Below are 22,346 nucleotides of genomic sequence, written 5' to 3'. Positions count from 1 at the left end.
TATGGTGCCGCACGCCGAGGTGAGGGCCGAGCGAGAGGCGGGCGAACTCGTACGGCACACACCGTGGGGCCTGCCCCAATCGCCTCAGGTTCGCGGGTTAGGTTAAGGGCCCCTGGCCCCATCCCAGAGATCGGACACCGGTGAGCTCTTCGGACGACTTCGGCGGGGACGGCGGCCGTCGCGGCCGTTCTCCCTTCGGACCTGGCGGTCCCAAGCTGCCACGTGGGCTGTCCCTGAGGTCTCGTCGATCTCCGTTGGCCACAGCCCTTGTCGCGGTGGTCGCCGTCATCGTGCTGGCCCTGCTGTGGTCGAGCATCTGGACCGAAAAGCTCTGGTACGACAGCGTCGGCTACTCCTCAGTGTTCCGCACCGAGCTGACGGCCAAGACCTCGATGTTCATCGTCGGCGGGGTGCTCACCGCCGTGCTGATCGGCGTGAGTCTCGTACTGGCCTACCGGCACCGCCCGATCTACGCGCCGACGACGCCCGAGCAGGACAACCTGGACCGCTACCGCGAGCTGCTCGACCCGTTCCGCAAGGCGGCGTTCGTCGCGGTCCCGATCCTCTTCGGTCTGTTCGCCGGTGTCGCGGCCCAGGCCCAGTGGAAGCTCCCGCTGCTCTGGATCAACCGCCAGTCGTTCGGTCAGAAGGACCCTGAGTTCGGGCTGGACATCGGCTTCTACGTCTTCACGTTGCCGCTGCTGCAATTCCTCGTCAGCTTCCTGACGATGGCGCTGATCCTCTCCCTCGTCGCGGCCGTGCTGACGCACTACGTCTACGGCGGAATCTCGTTGCAGGGCAAGGGTCCTCGTACGACGGGGGCCGCGCGGGTGCACCTCTCGCTGCTGCTCGCCGGCATCGTTCTCCTGCGCGCGCTGTCCTACTGGCTGGACCGCTACGACCTGACGACCAATGACGGTCGGCTGTTCACCGGTATCGGTTATACCGACCAGCACGCCGTGCTGCCGACCAAGGCGGTGCTCGCTCTTGCGGCGCTGCTCTGTGCAGCGCTGTTCATCTCGACGATCTGGACCCGCACCTGGCGGCTGCCGCTGCTGGGCACCGGACTGCTGGTCGTCTGCGCGATCCTGATCGGCGGCATCTACCCGGCCCTGATCCAGAACTTCAGCGTGCGGCCCTCGGAGCAGACTCGTGAGGCGCCGTTCATCAAGCGCAACATCGACGCGACGCGTGCGGCGTACGGCCTGACCGCCACCAAGGCGCAGGACTACCAGCCCAAGACCAACGCGGCGGCCGGCCAGCTGCGCAAGGACGCCGCGACGGTGCCCGGGATCCGCATCGTCGACCCGGCGGTCGTGTCGCCGACCTACCGGCAGCTGCAGGGTCGTGTGCCGTACTACCAGTTCCCGGACTCGCTTGATGTCGACCGCTACAAGCTCGGTGGCCAGACCGTCGACACCGTGATCGCGGTGCGCGAGCTCGATCTGGACGGTGTGCCCTCGGCCCAGCGCAACTGGGTCAACGACCACAGCGTCTACACGCACGGCTTCGGTCTCGTCGCTGCCTACGGCAACAAGCGCACGGCGGACGGTGAGCCGCAGTTCTTCGAGCGTGACATCCCGCCGGTCGGCGGCCTCGGCAAGTACGAGCCGCGCGTCTACTTCGGAGAGTCCTCACCGACGTACTCCATCGTGGGCGGCACCAAGGGTGGCGCTCCGCGCGAGCTGGATTACCCCGACAGCGCCACCGGCGGTGAGAAGAAGACGACCTACCAGGGCAAGGGTGGAGTCAAGGTCGGCTCGTTCGCCCGCAAGCTCGCCTATGCCGTGAAGTACCGCCAGTACAACCTGATGCTCTCCGACGTCGTCAACGGCGACTCCAAGCTGCTGGACCACCGTGAGCCGCGTGAGCGGGTCAAGCGGGTCGCGCCGTGGCTGACGCTCGACGGCAACGCCTACCCCGTGGTCGTGGACGGTCGCATCAAGTGGGTCGTCGACGGCTACACCACGACGTCGCGCTACCCCTACTCCCAGCTCGCCTCGATCGGTGACGTCACCTCGGACTCGCTCACCAACCGCTCGCAGACCGTGCGCAGCGTCGAGGGCGGCCAGGTCAACTACATCCGCAACTCGGTCAAGGCGACCGTGGATGCGTACGACGGCTCGGTCGACCTCTACGCGTGGGACGACAAGGACCCGATCCTCAAGGCGTGGAGCAAGGCGTTCGGCAACACGGTCAAGCCGCTGTCCAAGATCGACGGCGACCTGATGAGCCACCTGCGCTACCCCGAGGACATGTTCAAGGTGCAGCGTGAGCTGCTCGCCCGCTACCACGTCACCGAGCCGAGCCAGTTCTACCAGGGCAACGACGCCTGGCAGGTGCCGACCGACCCGACGCAGGTGCGCGCGGCAGGTCAGCAGGGCCCGGTGACGCCGCCCTACTACCTGTCGATCGCGATGCCCGGCCAGACCGCTCCGGCCTTCTCGCTGACCTCGACCTTCATCCCGACCGGTGACCGGACCAACCTGTCCGGCTTCATGGCGGTGGACGCCGACGCCGGTTCCGACACCGGCAAGAAAAAACCTGGCTACGGCACGATCCGGCTGCTCGAGATGCCACGTGCCTCGACCATCAAGGGACCAGGGCAGTTCCAGAACGAGCTGGAGTCGTCCAACGTCAACAGCTCGGACTTCACGCTGACCCTGTCGCAGTTCCTGCAGCAGAACAGATCGACGGCCACGCTCGGCAACCTGCTCACGCTGCCGGTGGGCGATGGGCTGCTCTACGTCGAGCCCATCTACATCCAGGCCGGCGGTGCCAACGCCTATCCGCTGCAACGGATCGTCGTGACATCGTTCGGCAATAAGCTCGCCTGGTCCGCCACCCTCGACGGTGCGCTCGACACCCTGTTCGGTGGCAACTCGGGCGCCTCGGCCGGAGATGCCGGTACGACACCCACGCCGACGCCAGGCACGTCACCCTCCCCGTCCCCGTCGGGGTCTCCGTCGCCGTCGACCAGCGCGCCTCCGGGCTCGGGGCCGACCGGCAACCTGACACCGCAGCAGCAGGCGGTGCAGGACATCCAGAAGGCCTACAGCGATGGCCAGGCTGCGCTCAAGAAGGGTGACTTCGCGGCCTACGGCGAGGCGCAGAAGCGGCTCAACGAAGCGATTCAGCGGGCGGTGAAGGCCAACCCGAACGGCGGCTCGATCACCGTGTCGCCGACCCCGTCGACCACGCCGTCACCCTCAACGAAGTAGGGCGGCGGGCCGATTTGGTCGAGAGCGTGAGCGTCCCGTAGAGTACTGATTACCGACGCGGGGTGGAGCAGCTCGGTAGCTCGCCGGGCTCATAACCCGGAGGTCGCAGGTTCAAATCCTGCCCCCGCTACCAACGCGTCAACGACGAAGGCCCGGACCATCTGGTCCGGGCCTTCGTCGTTGACGCCCTTCATACGCCGTCAGCGCCGTGCAGCCTCAACGTGAGGTTCGGCCGCCCCACATCTCGATGCTCGGCGTGCTCGCGCGGGGTGGTTTCAGACGCCAGGTCTCCAGGCGGGCGTACCCACGGACACGTTCGGTGGCCGTCCGCTTCACGCGATACTCCTCGCTCAGCAGAGCAGCCAGCGCCCCGTTGGCCAGTACGGTGCTCGGTCGGGCGAGCGAGGTCAGGCGCGCCGCGATGTTGACGGCCTCGCCGAACACATCACCGAACCGAGCCAGCACGGGCCCGTTGGCCAGACCGACCCGCACCTTCGGGAATCGGCGGTCCTCAGCGTGCCGAGCGGCAAAGGCGAGTCCGATCTCGGCCGCATCGCGGGGTTCGTCCGCGACGAACAGCACCTCGTCACCGATCGTCTTGATCACACGTCCGCCACCGCTCGCGACGATCTCGGTGGCGGTGGCCTCGAATCGCTCGATGAGGTCGGCGAGCTCCTCGCGAGTGAGCCGACGACTGGTCCTGGTGAACCCGACGATGTCCGCGAAGCCGACGGTGAGCTCGGCTCCCGCACGGTCGGAATTGAGCAGAGCGCGCGCTGCCGAACCCGTCAGGTGCCGGCGCCAGACGTAGTCCTGGAGCTGTTGGATCTGTGGCAGCAGGGCGTCCACCTGGTCGGCCACCGCGTTGATGGTCTCCTGGTCGAGCGTGTCGACGTCGCCGATGGCCAGGTGCGGTGCAAGCTGGTCGATCTCCCACTCGGCCAGCCGCGCGAACGTACGGCCCATGGTGCGGATGGCCGCATCGGCGTCCTTGGCCTCGAGCAGACCTGCGTCCAGGAGCGCGGCGAGGTGACCGATCGCCCGGATGTCGGCCGTGGTGAACAGCGCGTCGTCATCGTCGGGAGAGGGAAAGCCGAGCGCTCGCCACAGCGTCGTGAGGCGCTCGAGGTCGACGCCGGTTGCCTCGGCGACCTGCGCCCGGGTGTAGCGCTCACCGCCGCCGAGGACGGCCAGCTCGACGGCGTCGTACAGCCTCTGACCATGCGTGACGGACTCCGGCGTGGCTCCCATGACGGGTGATCATCTCAGTTCGTACGCCGGCCCGGACTGACCGACGTGCCCTGGGGCACGTCGGTCAGTGCAATCAGCGGGTCGAGGTCGGGCTGGTGGCGCCCCAGATGTACGCCGCCTCGTTGTAGAGGACGCGGTAGTCGCCGGTGCCGCTGTTGGTGTAGCTGTAGGCGTAGGTGCCGGCGCTGGTGGTCGAGACGTTCTTGATGCTCTTCCAGGTGCTGGTGCCGCTGGCCTTGAACTGGATCACGCCGGTGGCGCCGGCCCACGCGATCGGCTGCTGGTAGGACGTGGAGTAGCGCACGATGCGGGTGTTGATCGTGACCTTGCTGCCGGATCGCGAGGTCGAAACGCCTGCCCAGGAGCCGACCTTGACCGTGGTCACCGGGTTGTTCTGGGTGTACTGCGCTGTGCCGTCGTTGGTGTACGCGAAGTCGTCCCGCCAAGTGCGCGTGCCGAGCGGTGTGTCATCCCACAGGTCCCAGCTGGTGCTGCGGGCGCCGTCGAAGAAGATGAAGTCGGACTCGTTGCCTTCCGGCCCAATGGACCAGCCCGCGACGGGCTGGTCGTTGATCGCGCACCCGCCGGTCACGCGGGCCGCCACGGGGAGGAAGGGCTGGACGACGCGCGCTGTCGCGGGAGCGATCAGTGAGCAGCTGCCGATGACCGGGACGCCGGGCTCGGGGTCATGGGCGACCTTGTGGAACGCGTCCAGCTTCTTGCTGCCGTGGTGGTCAGCAGCCATGGCGGGCGAGGAGACCGCCGCCGCCATACCTGCCGCGAGGACGGCCGCCAGCGCGACCGAGTGGATACGACGAATCATGGGAAGTGCCCCCTGTGGTGAAGCGCACGGGTCTGAGGCGAACGCCCTTCGCATCACCGTGCGGTGACGCGAAATCTAACTGACGGCAGGCCCCGATGAGGCCCCGTTGCAGAATCGTTGGCATGCGATTTGTGCGCTGCCCCACGGCTCCGCTACGCGCGAGATCGGATTGCCGTTGCTCGTCGAAGATCTACCGGTTTGAGATGGGGCTGGTTGCGCCCCAGATGTAGGCGGCCTCGGCGTAGACGACGCGGTAGTCGCCCGTGCCGCTGTTGGTGTAGCTGTAGGCGTAGGTGCCGGAGCTGTTGGTGGTGACGTTCTTGATGGTCTTCCACGTGCTGGCGCCCTTGGCCTTGAACTGGATCCAACCGGTGGCGCCGGCCCAGGCGATCGGCTGCTGGTAGGACGTGGAGTAGCGCACGGTGCGGGTGTTGATGGTGACCTTGCTGCCGGAGCGGCTGGTCGAGAGGCCGGCCCAGGAGCCGACCTTGACGGTGGTCACGGGCGCGTTCTGGGTGTACTGAGCCGTCTCGTCGTAGGTGTAGGCGAAGTTGCCCTTCCACGTGCGCTTACCGAGCGGTGTGTCGACAAAGAGATTCCAGGTGCCAGTGCGCGCGTGGTCGAAGTATGCGAAGTCGTAGGCGCGGTCGTCCGGCCCCACGGTCCAGGCGGCATTCGGCCGGTCGGAGATCGCGCAGCCCCCCGTGAGGCGTATGGCTATGGGCGAATACGGCTGGACGACGCGTGCGGTGGCCGGCACGACGAGATAGCAGCTGCCGATCACCGGGATGCCGGGCTGGATGTCGTGTGCGACTTTGCTGCGGAATGCGTTGAAGTCCTTACGGCTGTGGTCGGTCGCTGTGGCCTGGGACGCGGCGGTCCCGGTCAGCCCGGTCGCGATCAACGCCGACAGTGCAATCGTGCGGGTACGACCAGTCATGGTGAAGCCCCTGTGGTGACCACGCAGGTCTGGGGCGAGTGCCCTTCGCATCACCGCGTGCGCGAAATCTAGCCTGACCGACCGTCGTCCCGTCAGTCCGTTGTCCAAATTTGTCGGCATCGCTCGCACACCGCCTACCGACGTCCGCTACGTCCAGAGCTCGAGGTGTCCGGTGAGGTCTGAAGACGTCAGAGAGGGCTCGAACCGCCTGGCGAGCCCAGATCTCCGGTCAGGTAACGCTGGACGTTGGGCCCCACCTGGCGTACGACGTCCTCGACCGGCATGGAAGCGATTGGCTCGACGCCGATCACCTTACGGACGACGAGGAGTCCGGCGATCTGCGACGCCACGAGCGACAGGCGGGTGTCGACGTCCTCGACCTGGTCCTCGATCCGATCTCGCAAGGGAGTGAGCACGATGTTCAGCATGAACTCGCGCAGCATCGTGTCCTCCCCGCCGGCCATGGCCGTACGGAATGCAGCGACCGCGGCGGGTCCGGCGGGGGAGTCCCAGACGGTCAAGATCTGGCGCAGCATCGTCACGCCGAGCTCGGCGATCGGCACCTCGGCGAGCGGGGCTAGAACCGTCACCGGGTCGACCGGCAGCTCGACGACCTCCAGGAACAGCCCTCGCTTGTTGCCGAAGTAGTGGCTGATCAACGCGACGTCGACACCGGCGTCGGTCGCGACCGAACGCATCGACGTCTGCGCAAAACCATTGCTGCTGAACAGTTTTCGCGCGCTGTCGAGGATCTGGGCCCGGGTGTCGGACTTGCCCGTACGCCGACCGGTCCGGCCTCCCGCTTCCGTCACTTGGTCTGCCTGGGCATCGAGAGCGCCGCGAGCGCGAGAGCGCCCACCGCGAAGGCGGCCAGGATCCCGACGTCACGCAGCACGTCTCCTGCGGGATCGGACTGCCGCGCAACGGCTTTGAGGGCATCGACGGCGTAGGTCATCGGGAGACAGTCTGACGCCCACTGCAGGAGTTTGGGCATCTGGTCGCGTGGAGCGAGCAGTCCGCAGAGGAAGACCTGCGGTCCAATGAACAGCGGCATGAACTGCACGGCCTGGAACTCTGTGCGCGCGAAGGCGCTCGCGAGCAGGCCGGTGGCGACGCCGACTGCAGCCGCGAAGACCGCGACCACCAGCACCCAGAGGACCGAGCCAGCCGTCTCGACGTCGAGGAACCACACGCTGACGGCCACGAGGACGGCTGCCTGGACCAGTGCCGCCAGTGCGAACGCGAACCCGTAGCCCGCGAGGAGATCGACGCGGTGCAGGGGAGTGGTCAGCAGTCGTTCGAGCGTGCCGCTCGTGCGCTCGCGCAGCATCGCGACCGAGGTGATCAGGAACATCACCAGCATCGGCAGGATGCCGAGCATCGAGATGGCGATGCCGGAGAAGGTGGGGCGACCGTCGTACACGAAGTAGAGCAGGGTGAGGAGCAGGACCGGCACGGCCACGATCAGGCCGATGGTGCGTGGGTCGGCGCGCAGCTGTTGCAGGTTGCGGCCGGCGGTGGCGAAGGCGATGCGCGGGTTCATGCGGGGTCCCCGCGAAGTATTCGGAGGAGCGAAGCGGGGGAGAAACTTCGTGGGGTGCTCATGCTGCTTCCTCCTGTCGGATCAGAGCCAGGAAGGCGTCGTCCATCGAGTCTTGACCGGTCTGCTTGAGCAGCTCGTCGGGCGTGATGTGCTGCAGCAGGCGGCCCTCGCGCATCAGCATCACGCTGTCGCAGCGAGCGGCTTCGTCCATCACGTGGCTCGAGATCAGCAACGTCACGCCGCGGTCGGCGAGGCTGCGCAGATAGGTCCACAGGTCCTCGCGAGTCAGTGGGTCCAGGCCAACCGTCGGCTCGTCGAGCACGAGCAGCTCCGGGTTGCCGACGAGCGCGCAGGCCAGGGAGGCGCGCCCCGCTTGACCGCCGGACAGCTGGTCGACCCGCTGGTCGGCGTACGGCTGCAGCCCGACGGAGGTGATGGCCTCCTCGCCGTTGTGAGCGCCGACTAGAGCCGCGAAGTAGGCGACGTTCTGCCGCACGGTGAGGTCGCGGTAGACGCTCACGGCCTGCGTGACGTAGCCGATCCGCGACCGCAGGGCGGATGAGCCCGGGCGGTCTCCGAGGACGGTGAGATCGCCGGAGCCGATGCGCTGTACGCCGACGATGGTGCGCATCAGCGTCGTCTTCCCGCAGCCCGACGGTCCGAGGAGGCCGACCACCGAACCGGTCGGGATCTCGAAGCGGAGGTCGCGCAGGATCTGCTTCTTGCCGCGCGAGACGCACAGCCGGTCAGCCGCGATCGCTTCAACTGGTGTTGAATTCATCATGTGTTGAATATGCGCCGCGAAACCACCGCGTGTCAAGGCGTGCTGGACCGTGTCTGTGGAAGATGTCGCCGGTGCCGGGCAACTGGATCCATGATGTTGCCCAGACCTGCTCGACAGTCTGAGCCCTGCCGCTCATGTCGTAGTCCTTGCTGCGAACCCGCTCCATGACCTCACCGGAGGCCCGCTGTGACGGAGGTTCTCGACTGGCAGTGCATGCTGGAGATTCGGTGGCGCGTACCGAGCGAAGGCGGCCGCTCATCGGGTCCGCCGCTTGGCCCTCGGTACGCCCCAACGGCCGTGTTTGTCATGGGTGGTGACGAGGAGCTCATTCCCGGATGGCCGGCTTCTGGCGAGCACTTCAGTGTTGTGCTGGATCTCGTCGAGAGCCGCGCGGGTCAGGCGTTGGCTCGAGCCCGATTCTTGGCTGCGGATCTCGCAGGTGCCTACCTATCGCGGGGTGCCGAGCTGCTCCTGATGGAGGGGCCTCGCGCCGTTGCAGAAGCTACCGTCGTCCGTCTTGACGACGGTAGCGGCGAGCTAGTTGCAGATCGAGTGACCGACCGTCAGTTTTCCGCACAGATCGAACTGCTCCCAACGCGCGATGGCGGGCTCAGGGAAGCAATGCCGTTGCCGACACCCTCACTCATCTTGGTATTCGAGTCCCTCGGCAAGGGCTCGCCGGCCGAACTACAGATCGGGGGCCGGATTGCTGCGCCCGCCCGAAGTTCTCTTCGTGCAGCAGACGCGCTTCAGGTCACCATCGAATTCTGGGATGACCTGGGCCGCGTGTACGCAACCCCTGGGACCAGATTCAAGCTCTGGTACGCGGGGCGCGTCGTGGGTGGTGGAAGATTCAGGATCGGCGCGAACGATCCCGAGGAAATCATCGATCCGTTCGAGGTGCCATGACCGACTCAGTGACCCTGATGGGCGATCAGTTCGCGCCCATCACTTCCGCGATCGGCTTTCTGCGCGCACCTCTGGACGACGTTGCCAACGCGCTGGCGGCGTGGCGCCAACAGATCTACGGCTCGGCCGAAGCAGTGCCAGTGCCCGGGCCGCTTCGTGGGGCGGTGCCCACCTTGGAACCGTTGACTACACGTGTGATCCCACGTGAACTTGTGGTCGCGACAAGGAGCCCGGGTGGACTGCCACCTTTGACTGCAGTCTCCTGGGTGGAGACCCTCGGTCGACCGTTGGTTTCCTCGCCCGCAGCTGCCAAGTCGCGTGGTCGTTCGTGCCCTCGGCGATTCAACTCAAGATGTGAGGCGTCTCGTGAGTCAACCACCAGCCCGAGAGACTCTGAAGGTCGTCCTCGCGGGCGACGAAGTCCCAGGTCTGATCGCATACGGCCTGCGCGGATCTGGCGATCCGGCGGACGCGACCTTTCCGACCGACTCTTGGATCGCGCAGCCCGAGCCGACGGAGTTGACACTGCATGGGGACGCGTGGGAGGTCCAGATGTGGGAGATCCCTGTAGTGATCTGGCCCGCGCGCGCCGATATGGAACTGGCCGTCAGGGCGACCCTGCGCACTCTGATCGGAGTTGGCTGTCGGGTCGCTTGGATCGGGGCAGAGGGGCTGCCGTTCTGCGACCCGCCTGAACTCTTCGAGCCTCAGTGCATGTCCGGCTCGGTCTTGGCATGGATGACCGACTCGGGGGCCAGTGACTGCCAGCTCGATCCGGACGCGCCGGTGATGCCCGTCGGGGATGACGTCTTGCGAGTCCTCAGGGCGCACGGATCCGGACTTGCCGACGCAACGTAGCCGGCCCCGATGGACGGCTGACGCACGGCCTTGAGGCCAGGGTGGGTTGTGGCCCACTGCATTCCTGCCAAGAGGGCTCAGCCGGCGGCTCGCTTGACCAGGGCGGTGAGCTGCTTCTCGATGGCGGGGTTGATGGTCGTGACGGCATAGACCGTCGGCCAGATGTCGCCGTCGTCGAGCTGGGCGGTCTCGCTGAAGCCGACCTCGGCGTACCGCATCTTGAACTTGCCGGCAGGCTTCAGGAAGAGGACGACCTGGCCGTCCTTGGCCCAGGCGGGCATGCCGTACCAGGTCTTCGGCGCAAGGTCCGGCGCGTTCTTCGTGACGATCGCGTGCAACGCCTCGGCGATGGCGCGGTCATCGTCGGGCATCGCGGCGACGGTGTCGAGCAGGGCCTGCTTCTCGGTCTCGGCCTTCTTGGCCGAGGTGCCGGAGCGCGCGGACTTCTTGAGCTCGGTCGCGCGGTCCTTCATGGCCGCACGCTCGTCCTCGGTGAACCCCTCGTACGACTTCTCCTTGGCCATGGTCTTCCCTCTCGTGGTGGCTCGTTGTGGCGTTGGCCCGAGCGTAAGTGAGGTGCGTCGTACGGCACTTCTCGATTCCTGACCGATCGAATGCCCCTCAGGCGCGCAGGAACTCGGCGATCCGCGGAGCGAGCTCGTCGGCGCTGGTGACGAGGCCGAGGTGACCGTCGGGATAGATGTGCAGCTGGGCACCGGGGATCAGGCGCCGCATGATGCGCGCGTTGGCCAACGGGATGATCGGGTCGTCGTCGCCGGCCAGGATGAGCGTGGGCTGACGGATGAACGGCAGGCCGGGCAGGCTGGACCAGCCCGCGCCGGCGAGCAGCTGGAGCCAGTAGCCGCGCCGGGAGCCCATGCGGAGCTGGTTGTGCAACAGGCGACGGGCAACGGTGGGTTGGTCGCGCACCCGGCCGCCGTACAGCTCGGCCGCGACCGACTCGGCGTACCCCGGGTCCCGATAGCGCTTCGGCGTCAGCATCTTGCGCAGCACGCGCGGATGGGCGGGCACCATCAGCGAGCCCATCGCGGTGCTCACGAGGACCAGCCGTCGGCAGCGCCGCGGGCTCTGGAAGGCGATCTGCTGCGCGAGTCCACCGCCCCACGAGATGCCGAGGACGTCGTACCGCTCGTAGCCGAGCTCGGTCATCAGCCGGCCGACGACCGCCGCGAGCGCCGCGAAGTTGTAGGGCACCTTCGGGTCGGGCGAACCTCCCACGCCGGGCACGTCGAAGCGGACGACCTCGATCCGTTCGTCGAGCGCATCGACGAACGGCTGCAGCAGGTCGAGGCTCGCGCCGATGCCGTTGCACAGGAGCAGGGGAGTGCCGGGTTCGGTGCCCCGGCGCACGGACACGCGGATCCGATGGCCGAGGACGGTGATCGAGCGCAGCTCGGTAGTCACAGCCCCGCCCTCAGACGAACGCGCCGACACCGGTGATGTCCCGGCCGACGATGAGGGTCTGGATGGTTTCGGTGCCTTCATAGGTGTGCAGTGCCTCCATGTCAGCCATGTGTCGCATCACATGGAAGTCCAGCAGAATTCCGTTGCCACCCAACAGGTCTCGTGCGATGGCGATCACCTCGCGAGCCTTGCGGGTGTTGTTCATCTTGGCCAGCGCCGCGATCGTGTCGGTCAGCTGGCCATCCTCGATGAGGCGGCCCAGGCGCAGGCAGTACAGCTGCATCGAGCACACCTCCGCGAGCATCTTGACCAGCTTGTCCTGCACGATCTGGAAGGACACCAGCGGCTTGCCGAACTGCGTCCGCTCCGAGCAGTAGCCCACGGCGATGTCGTACGCCGCCGTCGCGTGGCCGAGCGCGCCCCACGCCACGGCGTTGCGGGTCCCGGCCAGCACGCGAGCCGTGTCCTTGAAGCTCTCAGCCCCAGGGAGCCGGTCGCTCTCCGCCACACGTACGCCGGTCAGGGTGATCTCCGCCTGCCAGACGGACCGCAACGAACCCTTGCCGTCGATGCGGCGGGCGTCGTAGCCAGGATCATCGCGCGAGACGAGGAAACCCTTGACCTGGCCGTCACCGACGTCGCGCGCCCAGACCACAACCACATCGGCGACCGTGCCATTGCCGATCCACTTCTTGGTGCCATCGATGACCCAGGTGTCCCCCTCTCGGCGCGCGGTGGTCTCCAGCGCAACCGAGTCGGAGCCGTGGGTCGGCTCGGTCAGCGCGAACGCTCCGAGCGCCTCCACCCGTGCCATGCGTGGCAGCCAGCGTTGCTTCTGCTCCTCCGAGCCGAGCATCGCGATCGACTGCATCGCCAGGCCCGCCTGGACGCCGAGGAAGGTGCCGAGGCTGCCATCGCCGCGGTGCAGCTCCAGGTGGATCAGGCCGGTGGCGATCGGGCTCATCGGCGGGCAGCCGTAGCCCTCGATCCCGTCGCCCACCAGTCCGAGCTCACCGAGCCGGCGTACGAGATCGCGCGGGAAGTCCGCGCGCTCCCAGTGGTCGTTGATCACGGGGAGCACCTCGTCCTCGACGAAGTGGCGGGCCCGGTTCCAGTAGTCCCGCTCCTCGTCCGTCAGCTGGTCGCCGATGCGGAAGAAGTCGGTGCCGCGGGAGCGGCCGAGGTTGTCGTACATGGTCATCGCCTCACTTGTCGAAGACGTACGTGCCGGGCGCGTCCGCGAGCGGCTGGAAGCGGGTGGACCCCAGGTCGGAGGGAGCAGGCTTCAGCTGGCCGCTCCTCGTGCTGAGCCAGTCGTTGGCGTCGGTCCACCAGGTGCCCTGGTGGGTCTCGGCGTTCTTGAGCCAGGTCTGGGCGTCGGCGCCGTGGTCGTCATTGGTGTGGAAGGTCGCCTTCGGGTTGCCCGGAGGGTTCACCAACGCGGCGATGTGCCCGCTGGTGGACAGCACGAACCGCGAGGTGCCACCGAACAGCTGGGTGGTGCGGTAGCAGTTCTCCCACGGAGTGATGTGGTCGGCGATGCCGGCGACGACGTACGAGTCCACCGTGACCGCGCCGAGGTCGATCGGGACGCCGAGGACGGTCAGGGCGCCGGCGCGGGTCAGCTGGTTGTCGATCGCCAGGTCGACGAAGTCGCCGTGCAGCGCCGCGGTCATGCGTGTCGTGTCGGAGTTCCAGAACAGGATGTCGAAGGCGGGCGGTCGTTTGCCGAGCAGGTAGTTGTTGACCCAGTAGTTCCAGATCAGATCGCTCGGCCGCAGCCACGCGAACACCTCGGCCAGCGCTCGTCCGTCGAGGTAACCCTTCTTGGCCGACCTGGCCTTGGCCATCGCGGCCAGCCTCGGGTCGGTCAGGGCCGAGACGGTGCCGGCACCGGCGTTGTCGATCACGGTGACGGCGAGGCACACCGCGGCGAGGCGGTCCTGCCGGCCGATGCCGGCGAGGTAGGCCGCGACGATGCTGGCCAGGATCCCGCCCGAGCAGATGCCCGAGAGCACGGTCCGGTCGCTGCCGGTGATCTCCTCGACAACGTCCAGCGCGTCGAGGATGGCGCGAACATAGGTGTCGAAGCCCCAATCGGCATGCCGCGCATCGGGATTGCGCCACGAGATCACGAACGTCTGGCGGTCGTGCTGCACCGTGAACTCCACCAGGCTGCGATCAGGGGCGAGGTCGATCGCATAGAACTTGTTGATCGTCGGCGGCACGATCATCACCGGCACCTCGTAGACCTGCTCGGTCTGCGGCTGGTACTGAATGAGCTCCAGCACGTCGCTGCGGAAAACCACGGAACCCGTTGTCGCAGCGACGTTCTCGCCGAGCACGAAGCCCGACGTGTCGACCATCTCGGGAATCCGCGGGGACGAGGCGAGGTCCTTGACCAGCTGCTTGCCGCCCGACGCCAGGCTCAGCCCGGCGGTGTCGATCGCGGCCTTCGCGGAGGCCGGGTTGACCAGCGGGACGTTGCTCGGCGCCATGGCTTCGACCACGTTCTCGAGCAGGAAGGCGACTCGTCTCTGGTCGCGCGGGTCGAGGTCGGCGTCGGCGATCAGCTGGTCGACGGTCCGACCGCTGGCGAGGTAGATCTGCACCAGCCGCCGCAGCAACGGGTTGTCGGTCCAGGCGTTGTCGGCGAACCGGCGGTCGCGCCTGGCCGGCGCCAGCTCGGAGGTGCCGGCGACGATGCGACCGGCCTCCGCACCCAGTCCACTGAGGCAGCGGGCGGTCGTACGCGGCTGTCGGGCCAGCGCCGCCGCCCACCGGACCGTCGAGCCGTTGGGCAGGAACCGGCGCAGCGGGCCGAGTGCGGCGTCCACCAACAGGGAGTCCAGTGGTGCGGCCTGGTCGGCGAGGTCGGCGGCTTCGGTCGGGGTGCTCATCGCGCGTTCTCCTCAGTGGTGGGCGCGACGATCTCGCGCTTCAGGATCTTTCCGGTGGGGCCTTTCGGCAGGGCGTCGACGAACCAGACGACGCGGGGGTACTTGTACGGCGCGACCTGCGCCTTCACGTGCGCGCGCAGCTCGTCCTCGGTGACGGTCGATCCGGGACGGAGGGCGACTGCTGCCCCGATCTCCTCGCCGAGATCGGAGTGCGGGATCCCGATCACGGCGGCCTCGGCGACGTCAGGGTGCTCGTAGAGCACCTCCTCGATCTCGCGCGGATAGACGTTGAAGCCGCCGCGGATCACCAGGTCCTTCTTCCGGTCGACCACAAAGAAGAAGCCGTCCTCGTCGATGCGGCCCATGTCACCGGTCCGGAACCACCCGTCCGCGGACAGGACGTCGGCTGTCGCGTCCGGCTTGTCCCAGTAGCCCTTCATGATGTTGTGCCCGCGGATCACGATCTCACCCACCTCGCCGGTGGTGACCGGCGTGCCGGCCCCGTCGACGATCGCCATCTGCACACCGGTGACGGGCGTACCGATCGAACCGGGCCGGCGCTCCTGGTCGGGCCGGTTGAACGACGCGACGGGAGAGGTCTCGGACAGGCCGTACCCCTCGAGGACCGCGCAGCCGAACCGCTCCTCGAAGCGGCGCAGCACCTCCACCGGGAGGGCGGCGCCACCAGAGACGCACACCCGCAGATCGGGCAGCTCGGGCGTCTCGGCCAGACCGAGCAGGGCGGCGTACATCGTGGGGACGCCGGCGAAGACCGTCGCGTGGTGCCGAGCCAGCAGATCAGCTGCCGCGCGGGCGTCGAAGCGGGGGAGCAGCAGCACGCTGGCGCCGGTGGCCATCGCGACGTTCAGCGCGCAGGTCTGACCGAACGCGTGGAACATCGGCAGGCCGCCGAAGATCACGTCATCCTCGGTCAGCCGCAGCAGGTCGGCCAGCGAGACCTCGACGTTGCGGATCAGGTTGAGGTGTGTGAGCTCGGCGCCCTTGGGTCGTCCCGTCGTGCCGGAGGTGTAGAGGATGACGGCCGTGTCGTCATCGGCTCGGTCGACGACGTCGTACGCCGGTGCTTGCGCGGCCAGGAGCGCGGTGAATCCGTCTGCGGTGACTGTCACGACCCCGGCCTCGGTGCCCGCGGCGCCGGCCGTTGCCTCCTCCGCTGCCGTCTCCCAGGCGAACAGCAGGCGCGCTCCCGAGTCGGAGAGGTGGTAGGCGATCTCGCGGCCCTTGAGCAACGGGTTCATCGGTACGACGACGCCGCCGGCCCGGAGCACGCCGTAGTAGATCGCGGCGAACGGCGGAACGTTCGGCAGCATGAGGGCGACGCGGTCGCCGGGCCGGACGCCCTGCGCGACGAGGAGCCCGGCGACCCGGGCGCTCGCCTCGGCGACGTCTGCGTAGCTGAAGGTCGTCTCGTCCGGCCGGAGTGCCACCTGCTCGGGCCGGCGCTCAGCGGTGTCGATGAAGAGTCGCGAGAGGTTCATGGCGGTTTCCCTTGGTCGGGCCGTTCGGACCCCTTAAGAGTGCGCGCCATGACCGCCGCGGCACATCGGCTCCGTGCCACAACATCCGCTGCTGTGCTTGTGCACGCGCACAACGTCCGGGCTACCTTGAGTCTGTGCGAGATCCCGAGGTCGCTCCGGAAGTGCAGGCTCTGAGCCGCAGGCTGCTGCCGGACTCGGACGCGCTCGGCATACGGATGGCAGAGCGGATCTGCGCTGAGATCCCGTTCTACGCCGAGGGTGCGATCGTCAGCTTCGACGAGCTCGTGACGTCCTGCACCGACAACCTGCGTTACGTCCTGGGGATCCTCGCCGGCGACACCCGGGCAGACCTCGACAGCCCGCGGACGACGGGCACCGCGCGCGCCGAGCAAGGAGTGTCGTACGCCGCAGTCCTGCAGGCGTTTCGGATGGGCGGCCGCTTCATCTGGGAGCTCCTCGTCGAACGCGCCGAGCCTGACGAACGTGAGCTGCTGCTGCCCGCCGCAGCCGACATCTGGGCCGTCAGCGACGATCTCGCGAGCCATGTCACGGAGGCTTACCGTGCCGCGCTCGCCGACCGGGCGCGGCGGGACGAGCAGATGCGTTCGGTGCTGGTGGGTTCACTGCTCGACGGTCATGACTTCACCGACACCACGGCAGAACAGCTCTGGGAAACCGCCGGCATGCTCGACCTCGACGGGAGCAACGACTACGTCGTGATTGCGGCGGAGACTCCGGCGCCTGGTGCCGAGGGCCTGCGCGACGTGGAGCAGGTGCTGCGTCGCCGCCACGACGTCGCGTCAGCCTGGCGGCTCGAGCAGGACTTCCAGGAAGGCGTCGTCGTGCTGCGGCCCGGTTTCGCGGTCGAGCGACTGGTGACCGCGCTCGCCGACATCACCACGGCTCGGGTCGGTGTCAGTACGCCGTTCGGACGGCTGGACCGGGCCGCTGACGCCCGCAGGCAGGCCCGCATCGCATGTGCTGCTGCCACCCCCGGGACTCGCGAGCTACTGCGGTTCGGAGAGCGCCCGCTCGCGATGCTGCTCGCGAGCAGCCCGGACCAGGCCCGGTCACTGCTCGAGGGCGTACTGGCCCCGGTGATGGAGCTCTCCGACGACGACCGGACCGTCCTGCTGGAGACGGCCCGCACCTGGCTCGCGGCCGACGGCTCGACGTCCGATGCGGCAGCGCAGCTGCACCTGCACCGCAACACCGTCCGCTACCGACTGCAACGACTTGAGACGTTGACCGGTCGAGATCTCGCCCGACCGATCGACGCGGCCGAGCTGTACGTCGCGCTGGAGTGCGCGCGCATCCTCGGCTCGAGCGGGCCTTAGCCGCGCAGGGCCGAGAGCACGATCCCGGGCACGCGGCGCCACCCCGGCTTCGAGCCGAACTGGGTGAGCCGCTGGGCCGTCTGAGAGCCGGTCTTCGCGGTCACGAACCACGGCGGCTTCGGCGTCATCGCGAGCTCGCCGCGCGTCCACGACCGGGGGAACGGACGGAACGGTCCGTTGATGACCGTGCGCTCGGTGCCACTGAGCAGGTGGCTGTTGTGGACCACGCCGATGCCGCTGCCCACGTGGGCGACCGTGTTGCCCGGGTAGGCACCCCACGGGACGCCGTGGCTGAGGAATCCGAACGCGCTCCAGGCGTTGATGCCGATGGTCCCGTAGTGCAGGTCGGCGATCGCGTTGTCGAAGTCCGCGCCCATCTTGCGTCGGTCGCCCGGGCTGACGATCAGGCTCGCGCCGAGGCTTCCGTCCAGACGCTTGTCAGCGAATTCGACTGCGGCACGGAGGAATTCGGCACCGCTGCCCGGCAACGACACGTGACCGAGCACCGGCGCGAAGTACTCCGTCGTGAGCAAGTCCTGCGAGGTCTCGTCAGACACCTCGACGAGGAGGCGACCGCTGTGGTCCTCTGCGGTGGGGTACGACTCCCGCGCCGCAGTGAGCTTGCGCTCGCTGCCGGGGTACCACGGCTCGCGGGCCGGGAGAGACTCCATCAGCGTACGGATCTCGGCCAGGAACGCGTCGCGCTGCGCCCAGTCCTCGCTGAGGATCAGGGCCTGGCCGGCGATGCAGTTGTGGCCGGAGTTGTGCAGCCGCTGAGTCACGACGTTCTCGGCCTGGAACGCCAGGTCGCTCTTGGACCAGTCGCCCGGCACCACGATGATCGGCGAGACGCCACCGAGCTCGCTGGTGATCTCCTTCTCGAGCAGGGGAGTGCCTGCCGTACGCCGGGCATCGGCCTCGGGGCCGGTGCCCCACACGATGGCGTCGTGGGTGATGCCGCTGCCGGTGATGTGGATGTGGCTGATCTTGGGGTGACCGGTGAGGTAGGAGCCCACCTCGGCTGCACCGTTGACCACCCGCATGAGGCCGGCGTCGACCAGCGGCGCGAAGGCGTCGTTGAGGATCGGCAGCAGGCTCGCGAAGGTCGGGTTGAGCTTGAGGATGCTGGTGCGGTTGTGGGCCACCAGCTCATAGAGCACGTCGAGGGGACCGATGCTGCTGATGTTGCCGGCCCCGAGCACGACGCCGACACCGTTGTTGCGACCGGTCTCGCGGGCGCCGAGCCCGGCGTCGGCGACCAGGTCCTTGGTGCTGACACCGGGCTCGAGCCAGACGTCGGCGGTGAACCCGTTGAGGAGCAGCCACTCCTTCGCGTTGCCCGGCAGCACTCGTACGGTGGTCCGCCCGCCCGGAGCGGTGCCTGTCTTCAGCCCTGCGGCGGGGGACTTGCCCTCGGCCAGGAGCGCCAGGTTGCGCGCGATGCTGTCGAGGTTGGCGAGCGTGACGTAGGGACCGGAGAGGTATTCCTCGCCGGCCAGGTTGTCCGGCGTCTGCTTGGCCGCGACAGCGGCCTCGGCCCAGCGCTCGGCATGGGTACCCACCGAGTCCTGCGTACGCCGCAGCAGGGCCGCGCGGTCGGCCAACGGCAGATCAGCCCAGGCCTGGACACCGACGCTGAGCTCTTCGATATCTGCATCGAGGCTGGCGCGAAGGTCGTTGGTCAGCTCGAGCGGGACAGGGGTCGTAGTCATGCGGCGACTCCGTTCGTGGTGCGGCCGTGAGGCCGCAGAGAGGTTGGCTCCTCAGAGGCAGCGTCTCAGACGAGACACCGTCAGGCATCCGCCTTACGAGTCAGACGCCACAACGTGAGCATTGAGAAGAGCAGGCTGATGACGACGAGCATGCCCAGCGCGAGCACGAGATAGGTCGTCGTGTGCTGCCAGAGCGGGTCGTCCGCCTTGGGCCAGATCTTGCCCAGGTCCGATGTCGCCGCGGTGCCGGCGTAGCCCCACCGTGCCGGTGTGATCCACGACAGCTGCTCGAGTCCGGGCCGGCCGTTGACGGGGAAGAGGCCGCCGCACAGGACCAGCTGAGCCATGATCGAGACGACCAGCAGCGGCATGACCTGCTCGGACGTCTTCACGAACGAGGACATCAGCAGGCCCAGGCACACCGCCGCGAACGCCGTGAACCAGCACGTCACGATGAGCTCCACCGTGGGCGAGCCCAGCAGGATGGCGTCATCCGGTCCCGGCTTACGGAGCAGCACGAGCATCACCATGATCACGCTCTGCAACAAGGTCAGCAGACCGAAGATCGTCAGCTTGCCCCACAGATAGGCCTGTGAGGAGAGCCCAACAGCCTTCTCCCGCAAGTAGATTGCGCGTTCGCCAACGAGCTCGCGCACACTCGCTGCGGTGCCCATGAAGATTGCTCCGACGATGAGCACCACCAGCAGCTGCATCGCCTCGGTGGTTCGCAGCTGAGGCGGTATGGGCAACCCGAGTCCGCTTGCGCCCGGCACGACCATGGTGAGCACGGCCAGCACCATCGGGAGCAGCAGCATGAAGACCGCGTATCCGCGGTCGGCAAGGATCACCCGCAGATGTCGGCGCGCCAACGTGGACAGCTGTGAGGGGATCGACTGCTGGCGAGGTGGCTTCTCGGGCGGAGTGGCGTGGAAGGGCCGCGGCGCTCGCAGTGGGGCCTCGACCTGCTCCTGCATGAGCGGCGAGTGACGGAAGCGCATCTTGGCACCCTCGGCGTCGCGGGAGACACCGGTGAAGATGTCCGCGTGGTCGCTCGCGCCGAAGAAGGACAGCATCTCGTCAGGCGGACCGAAGTAGGCGACCTTGCCACCAGGTGCCAGGAGCAGCACCTTGTCGCAGACGTTGAGGTTGGCCACGGAGTGGGTGATCACCACGACCGTGCGACCGCCGTCGGCCAGCCCACGCAGCGTATGCATGACCTGCTTGTCCAGACCCGGGTCCAGACCCGAGGTCGGCTCGTCCAGGAACAGCAGCGACGGCCTCGTCAGCAGCTCCAGGGCAACCGACGTGCGCTTGCGCTGACCACCGGACAGCTTGTCCACGCGGGTGTCTTTGTGGTTGGTCAGATCGAGCTCGGCCATGACCTCATCCACGCGCTGCTCTCGCAGGTGCTTGTCGAGGTCGTCCGGGAAACGCAGCTCGGCGGCGAAGCGCAGCGCCTGGGTCACGGTCAGCTGACGGTGCACGACGTCGTCCTGAGGGACGACTCCGATGCGATGCCGCAGGTCTTGGTAGTTCTGGTAGAGGTCTCGACCGTCGTAGTAGACCTCGCCCTCGGTCGCCTGCTGCGAGCCGGTCAACGCCTTGAGCAGCGTCGACTTGCCGGCGCCGGATGGACCGACGACGGCGAGCAGGCTCGAGCCCTCGAGTGCGAAGGAGATGTCGTCGAGGAGCTTCTTGCCGGACTCAAGCGCGAACGTCAGGTGGTTGGCGACGAAGTTGACGTCACCTTCGTCGACGCTGGCGACGAGCTGGCCGTGGCGCACCGTGAACCGGCTGTGGCCGACTGCCAGCAGCCCGCCCTCGGCCAGCATCGCGTGCTGCACACGCTGACCGTTGACGTAGGTGCCGTTGCGGCTCTGCAGGTCGTGCACGTCGAAGCCGCCACCCGGTCGGGGGATCAGCCGGACGTGCTGACGCGAGGCCAGCAGGTCGTCCACGACGATCTGGTTCTCCAGGCCACGACCGATGGTCAGGCCCGGGCCCTGCCCGCCGCGTTGCGGCTGCTGGGGGACTGCGAGGACCTGAGGTACGGCGCCGGTCACGGTTGCGCGTCCCGAGGCCGCTGCCGGGGAGCGCGTCTCGATCGGGCCGCTCGGCAGCGTCCAGCGGTCGAAGACGACACCGGTGTGGGACGGGTTGGGCGGCAGCAGGCTGCTGGCCTTGCGCTGCGGAAGCGGCTGACTCAGCCGCGACGACGTCGCTCGACCGCCCTGCTGAGCGGGTGCCGGCTGAGCGGGTGCTGACTGAGCGGGTGCCGGCTGCGAGGGCGCCTGCTGAGCGGGCGCGCTGGGCCCGCCTTGCCCGGCGTACGACGGCTGGGTGCCCTGCGAGGGCGTGTGCTGCCCGCCCTGGGTCGGCCGGGTCTGGTGCGCGGCCGGCTGCTGCGGTGACCCGTGCTGCGGAGTCGGCGCAGGTCGGGCTGCGGGCTGTGCCGGTGCGGGGCGGGCCGCGGGCTGCTGTTGTGCGGGCTGCGGCGGCGCCTGGTGGGCCGCTGGCTGGGACGGCGCTGGGCGGGCCGCGGGCTGCTGTTGTGCGGGCTGCGGCGGCGCCTGGTGCGCGGCCGGCTGCTGCGGCTGCGCGGGCTGGGTGGGCGCCGGCCGAGCGGCAGGCTGCGTGGGCTGCTGCTGCGGCGGCTGCTGGGCTGCGCGGTAGGCGGCCCGGGACAGCGGTGCCTCGGTGGTGCTCGGTCCGGACGGCGCCGAGGTGGCCCCGGACTGGGGAAGGCGGTTGCTCCCGGAACTTGACGGCGCGGCGCCGACCCCGGGTGTCTGCACCAGGATCTGCGGGCCGTCCGCGGCACCGAGTCGGATCGCGGACCCGCCCGGCAGCGGCACCGGCGTCTGCGGGGCGATGCGCTGGCCGCTGAGGTAGGTGCCGTTGGAGCTACCGAGGTCGATCAGCAGCCAGGTGCGTCCGTCGAAGCGCACCTCGGCGTGACGCCGTGAGGCGCGCGAGTCGGCGACGGTGACCTCACAGGCGAGGTCGCGTCCGATCACTGCGACCTGGCCCGGTCGGACCGTGAACGCGGTGCCGTCGAAGACCAGCCTGAGGTCTACGGGCCCGGCAGTGGGTGTCGTCATGAACTCTCCGTGATCACTGTCGTCAAGGGTCGGCAGGGGCACA

17 protein-coding genes and 1 tRNA gene are annotated in these 22,346 nt (G+C 68.1%); 4 read left to right on the top strand and 14 right to left on the bottom strand.

Annotated elements, in window-relative coordinates; translation table 11 throughout:
• Positions 1–254 precede the first annotated feature (254 nt).
• Together VV02_RS19930 and VV02_RS19925 are read left to right on the top strand one after the other, a co-directional pair.
• The gene (locus VV02_RS19930; RefSeq protein WP_245633142.1) at positions 255–3,221 is read left to right on the top strand and encodes a UPF0182 family membrane protein; all 2,967 of its coding nucleotides are present in this window, start codon (positions 255–257) and stop codon (positions 3,219–3,221) included.
• A gap of 56 nt (positions 3,222–3,277) precedes the next feature.
• Positions 3,278–3,354: transfer RNA gene (locus VV02_RS19925), tRNA-Met, on the top strand.
• A gap of 83 nt (positions 3,355–3,437) precedes the next feature.
• Here VV02_RS19925 and VV02_RS19920 read toward each other — a convergent pair.
• The 6 genes from VV02_RS19920 to VV02_RS19895 form a co-directional block, all read right to left on the bottom strand.
• A complete protein-coding gene (locus VV02_RS19920) occupies positions 3,438–4,472 on the bottom strand; it encodes an adenylate/guanylate cyclase domain-containing protein (protein ID WP_052594382.1) in 1,035 nt (344 codons plus the stop codon).
• A gap of 73 nt (positions 4,473–4,545) precedes the next feature.
• A complete protein-coding gene (locus tag VV02_RS19915) occupies positions 4,546–5,295 on the bottom strand; it encodes a hypothetical protein (protein ID WP_052594380.1) in 750 nt (249 codons plus the stop codon).
• A 190-nt stretch (positions 5,296–5,485) separates the two neighbouring features.
• Positions 5,486–6,235, bottom strand: coding sequence for a hypothetical protein (locus tag VV02_RS19910; protein ID WP_157063481.1), 750 nt, complete (start codon positions 6,233–6,235; stop codon positions 5,486–5,488).
• Between the two features lie 188 nt (positions 6,236–6,423).
• Entirely contained in the window at positions 6,424–7,047 is a 624-nt protein-coding gene (locus VV02_RS19905; RefSeq protein ID WP_052594375.1) for a TetR/AcrR family transcriptional regulator, read from the bottom strand.
• A complete protein-coding gene (locus VV02_RS19900; RefSeq protein ID WP_052594374.1) occupies positions 7,044–7,778 on the bottom strand; it encodes an ABC transporter permease in 735 nt (244 codons plus the stop codon). The genes VV02_RS19905 and VV02_RS19900 overlap by 4 nt, the downstream gene beginning before the upstream one ends.
• Before the next feature lie 58 nt (positions 7,779–7,836).
• Positions 7,837–8,559 carry an ABC transporter ATP-binding protein gene (locus VV02_RS19895; RefSeq protein ID WP_245633141.1) on the bottom strand — a complete coding sequence of 241 codons (723 nt, stop codon included), beginning with the start codon at positions 8,557–8,559 and terminating at the stop codon, positions 7,837–7,839.
• 309 nt (positions 8,560–8,868) lie between these two features.
• Here VV02_RS19895 and VV02_RS19890 point away from each other — a divergent pair, with 309 nt between their 5' ends.
• Positions 8,869–9,471 carry a hypothetical protein gene (locus VV02_RS19890; protein WP_157063480.1) on the top strand — a complete coding sequence of 201 codons (603 nt, stop codon included), beginning with the start codon at positions 8,869–8,871 and terminating at the stop codon, positions 9,469–9,471.
• A gap of 707 nt (positions 9,472–10,178) precedes the next feature.
• Here the strand turns inward: VV02_RS19890 and VV02_RS26520 are convergent.
• The 6 genes from VV02_RS26520 to VV02_RS19860 form a co-directional block, all read right to left on the bottom strand.
• Positions 10,179–10,355, bottom strand: coding sequence for a hypothetical protein (locus VV02_RS26520; RefSeq protein WP_157063479.1), 177 nt, complete (start codon positions 10,353–10,355; stop codon positions 10,179–10,181).
• 51 nt (positions 10,356–10,406) lie between these two features.
• A complete protein-coding gene (locus VV02_RS19880; protein ID WP_052594367.1) occupies positions 10,407–10,853 on the bottom strand; it encodes an iron chaperone in 447 nt (148 codons plus the stop codon).
• Between the two features lie 97 nt (positions 10,854–10,950).
• Positions 10,951–11,754 (bottom strand): poly(3-hydroxyalkanoate) depolymerase, encoded by an 804-nt coding sequence (gene phaZ, locus VV02_RS19875; protein WP_245633140.1) that lies wholly within the window; start codon positions 11,752–11,754, stop codon positions 10,951–10,953.
• Between the two features lie 10 nt (positions 11,755–11,764).
• A complete protein-coding gene (locus VV02_RS19870; RefSeq protein ID WP_342667844.1) occupies positions 11,765–12,955 on the bottom strand; it encodes an acyl-CoA dehydrogenase family protein in 1,191 nt (396 codons plus the stop codon).
• 4 nt (positions 12,956–12,959) lie between these two features.
• Positions 12,960–14,654 (bottom strand): PHA/PHB synthase family protein, encoded by a 1,695-nt coding sequence (locus tag VV02_RS19865; RefSeq protein ID WP_052594362.1) that lies wholly within the window; start codon positions 14,652–14,654, stop codon positions 12,960–12,962.
• Entirely contained in the window at positions 14,651–16,153 is a 1,503-nt protein-coding gene (locus VV02_RS19860; protein WP_052594360.1) for a long-chain-fatty-acid--CoA ligase, read from the bottom strand. The genes VV02_RS19865 and VV02_RS19860 overlap by 4 nt, the downstream gene beginning before the upstream one ends.
• Positions 16,154–16,287: 134 nt before the next feature.
• Here VV02_RS19860 and VV02_RS19855 point away from each other — a divergent pair, with 134 nt between their 5' ends.
• Positions 16,288–17,490, top strand: a complete 1,203-nt coding sequence (locus VV02_RS19855) for a PucR family transcriptional regulator (RefSeq protein ID WP_052594358.1) — start codon at positions 16,288–16,290, stop codon at positions 17,488–17,490.
• Here the strand turns inward: VV02_RS19855 and VV02_RS19850 are convergent.
• Both VV02_RS19850 and VV02_RS19845 read right to left on the bottom strand, forming a co-directional pair.
• A complete protein-coding gene (locus VV02_RS19850) occupies positions 17,487–19,202 on the bottom strand; it encodes an aldehyde dehydrogenase family protein (protein WP_052594356.1) in 1,716 nt (571 codons plus the stop codon). The genes VV02_RS19855 and VV02_RS19850 overlap by 4 nt on opposite strands.
• 80 nt (positions 19,203–19,282) lie before the next feature.
• Entirely contained in the window at positions 19,283–22,303 is a 3,021-nt protein-coding gene (locus tag VV02_RS19845; protein WP_157063478.1) for an FHA domain-containing protein, read from the bottom strand.
• Between the last annotated feature and the right edge of the window lie 43 nt (positions 22,304–22,346).

The organism is Luteipulveratus mongoliensis (genome assembly GCF_001190945.1).
Classification (GTDB): Bacteria; Actinomycetota; Actinomycetes; order Actinomycetales; family Dermatophilaceae; genus Luteipulveratus; species Luteipulveratus mongoliensis.
The sequence above is the reverse complement of the archived record's forward strand: the minus strand, read 5'-3'. Positions and strand labels throughout refer to the sequence as shown.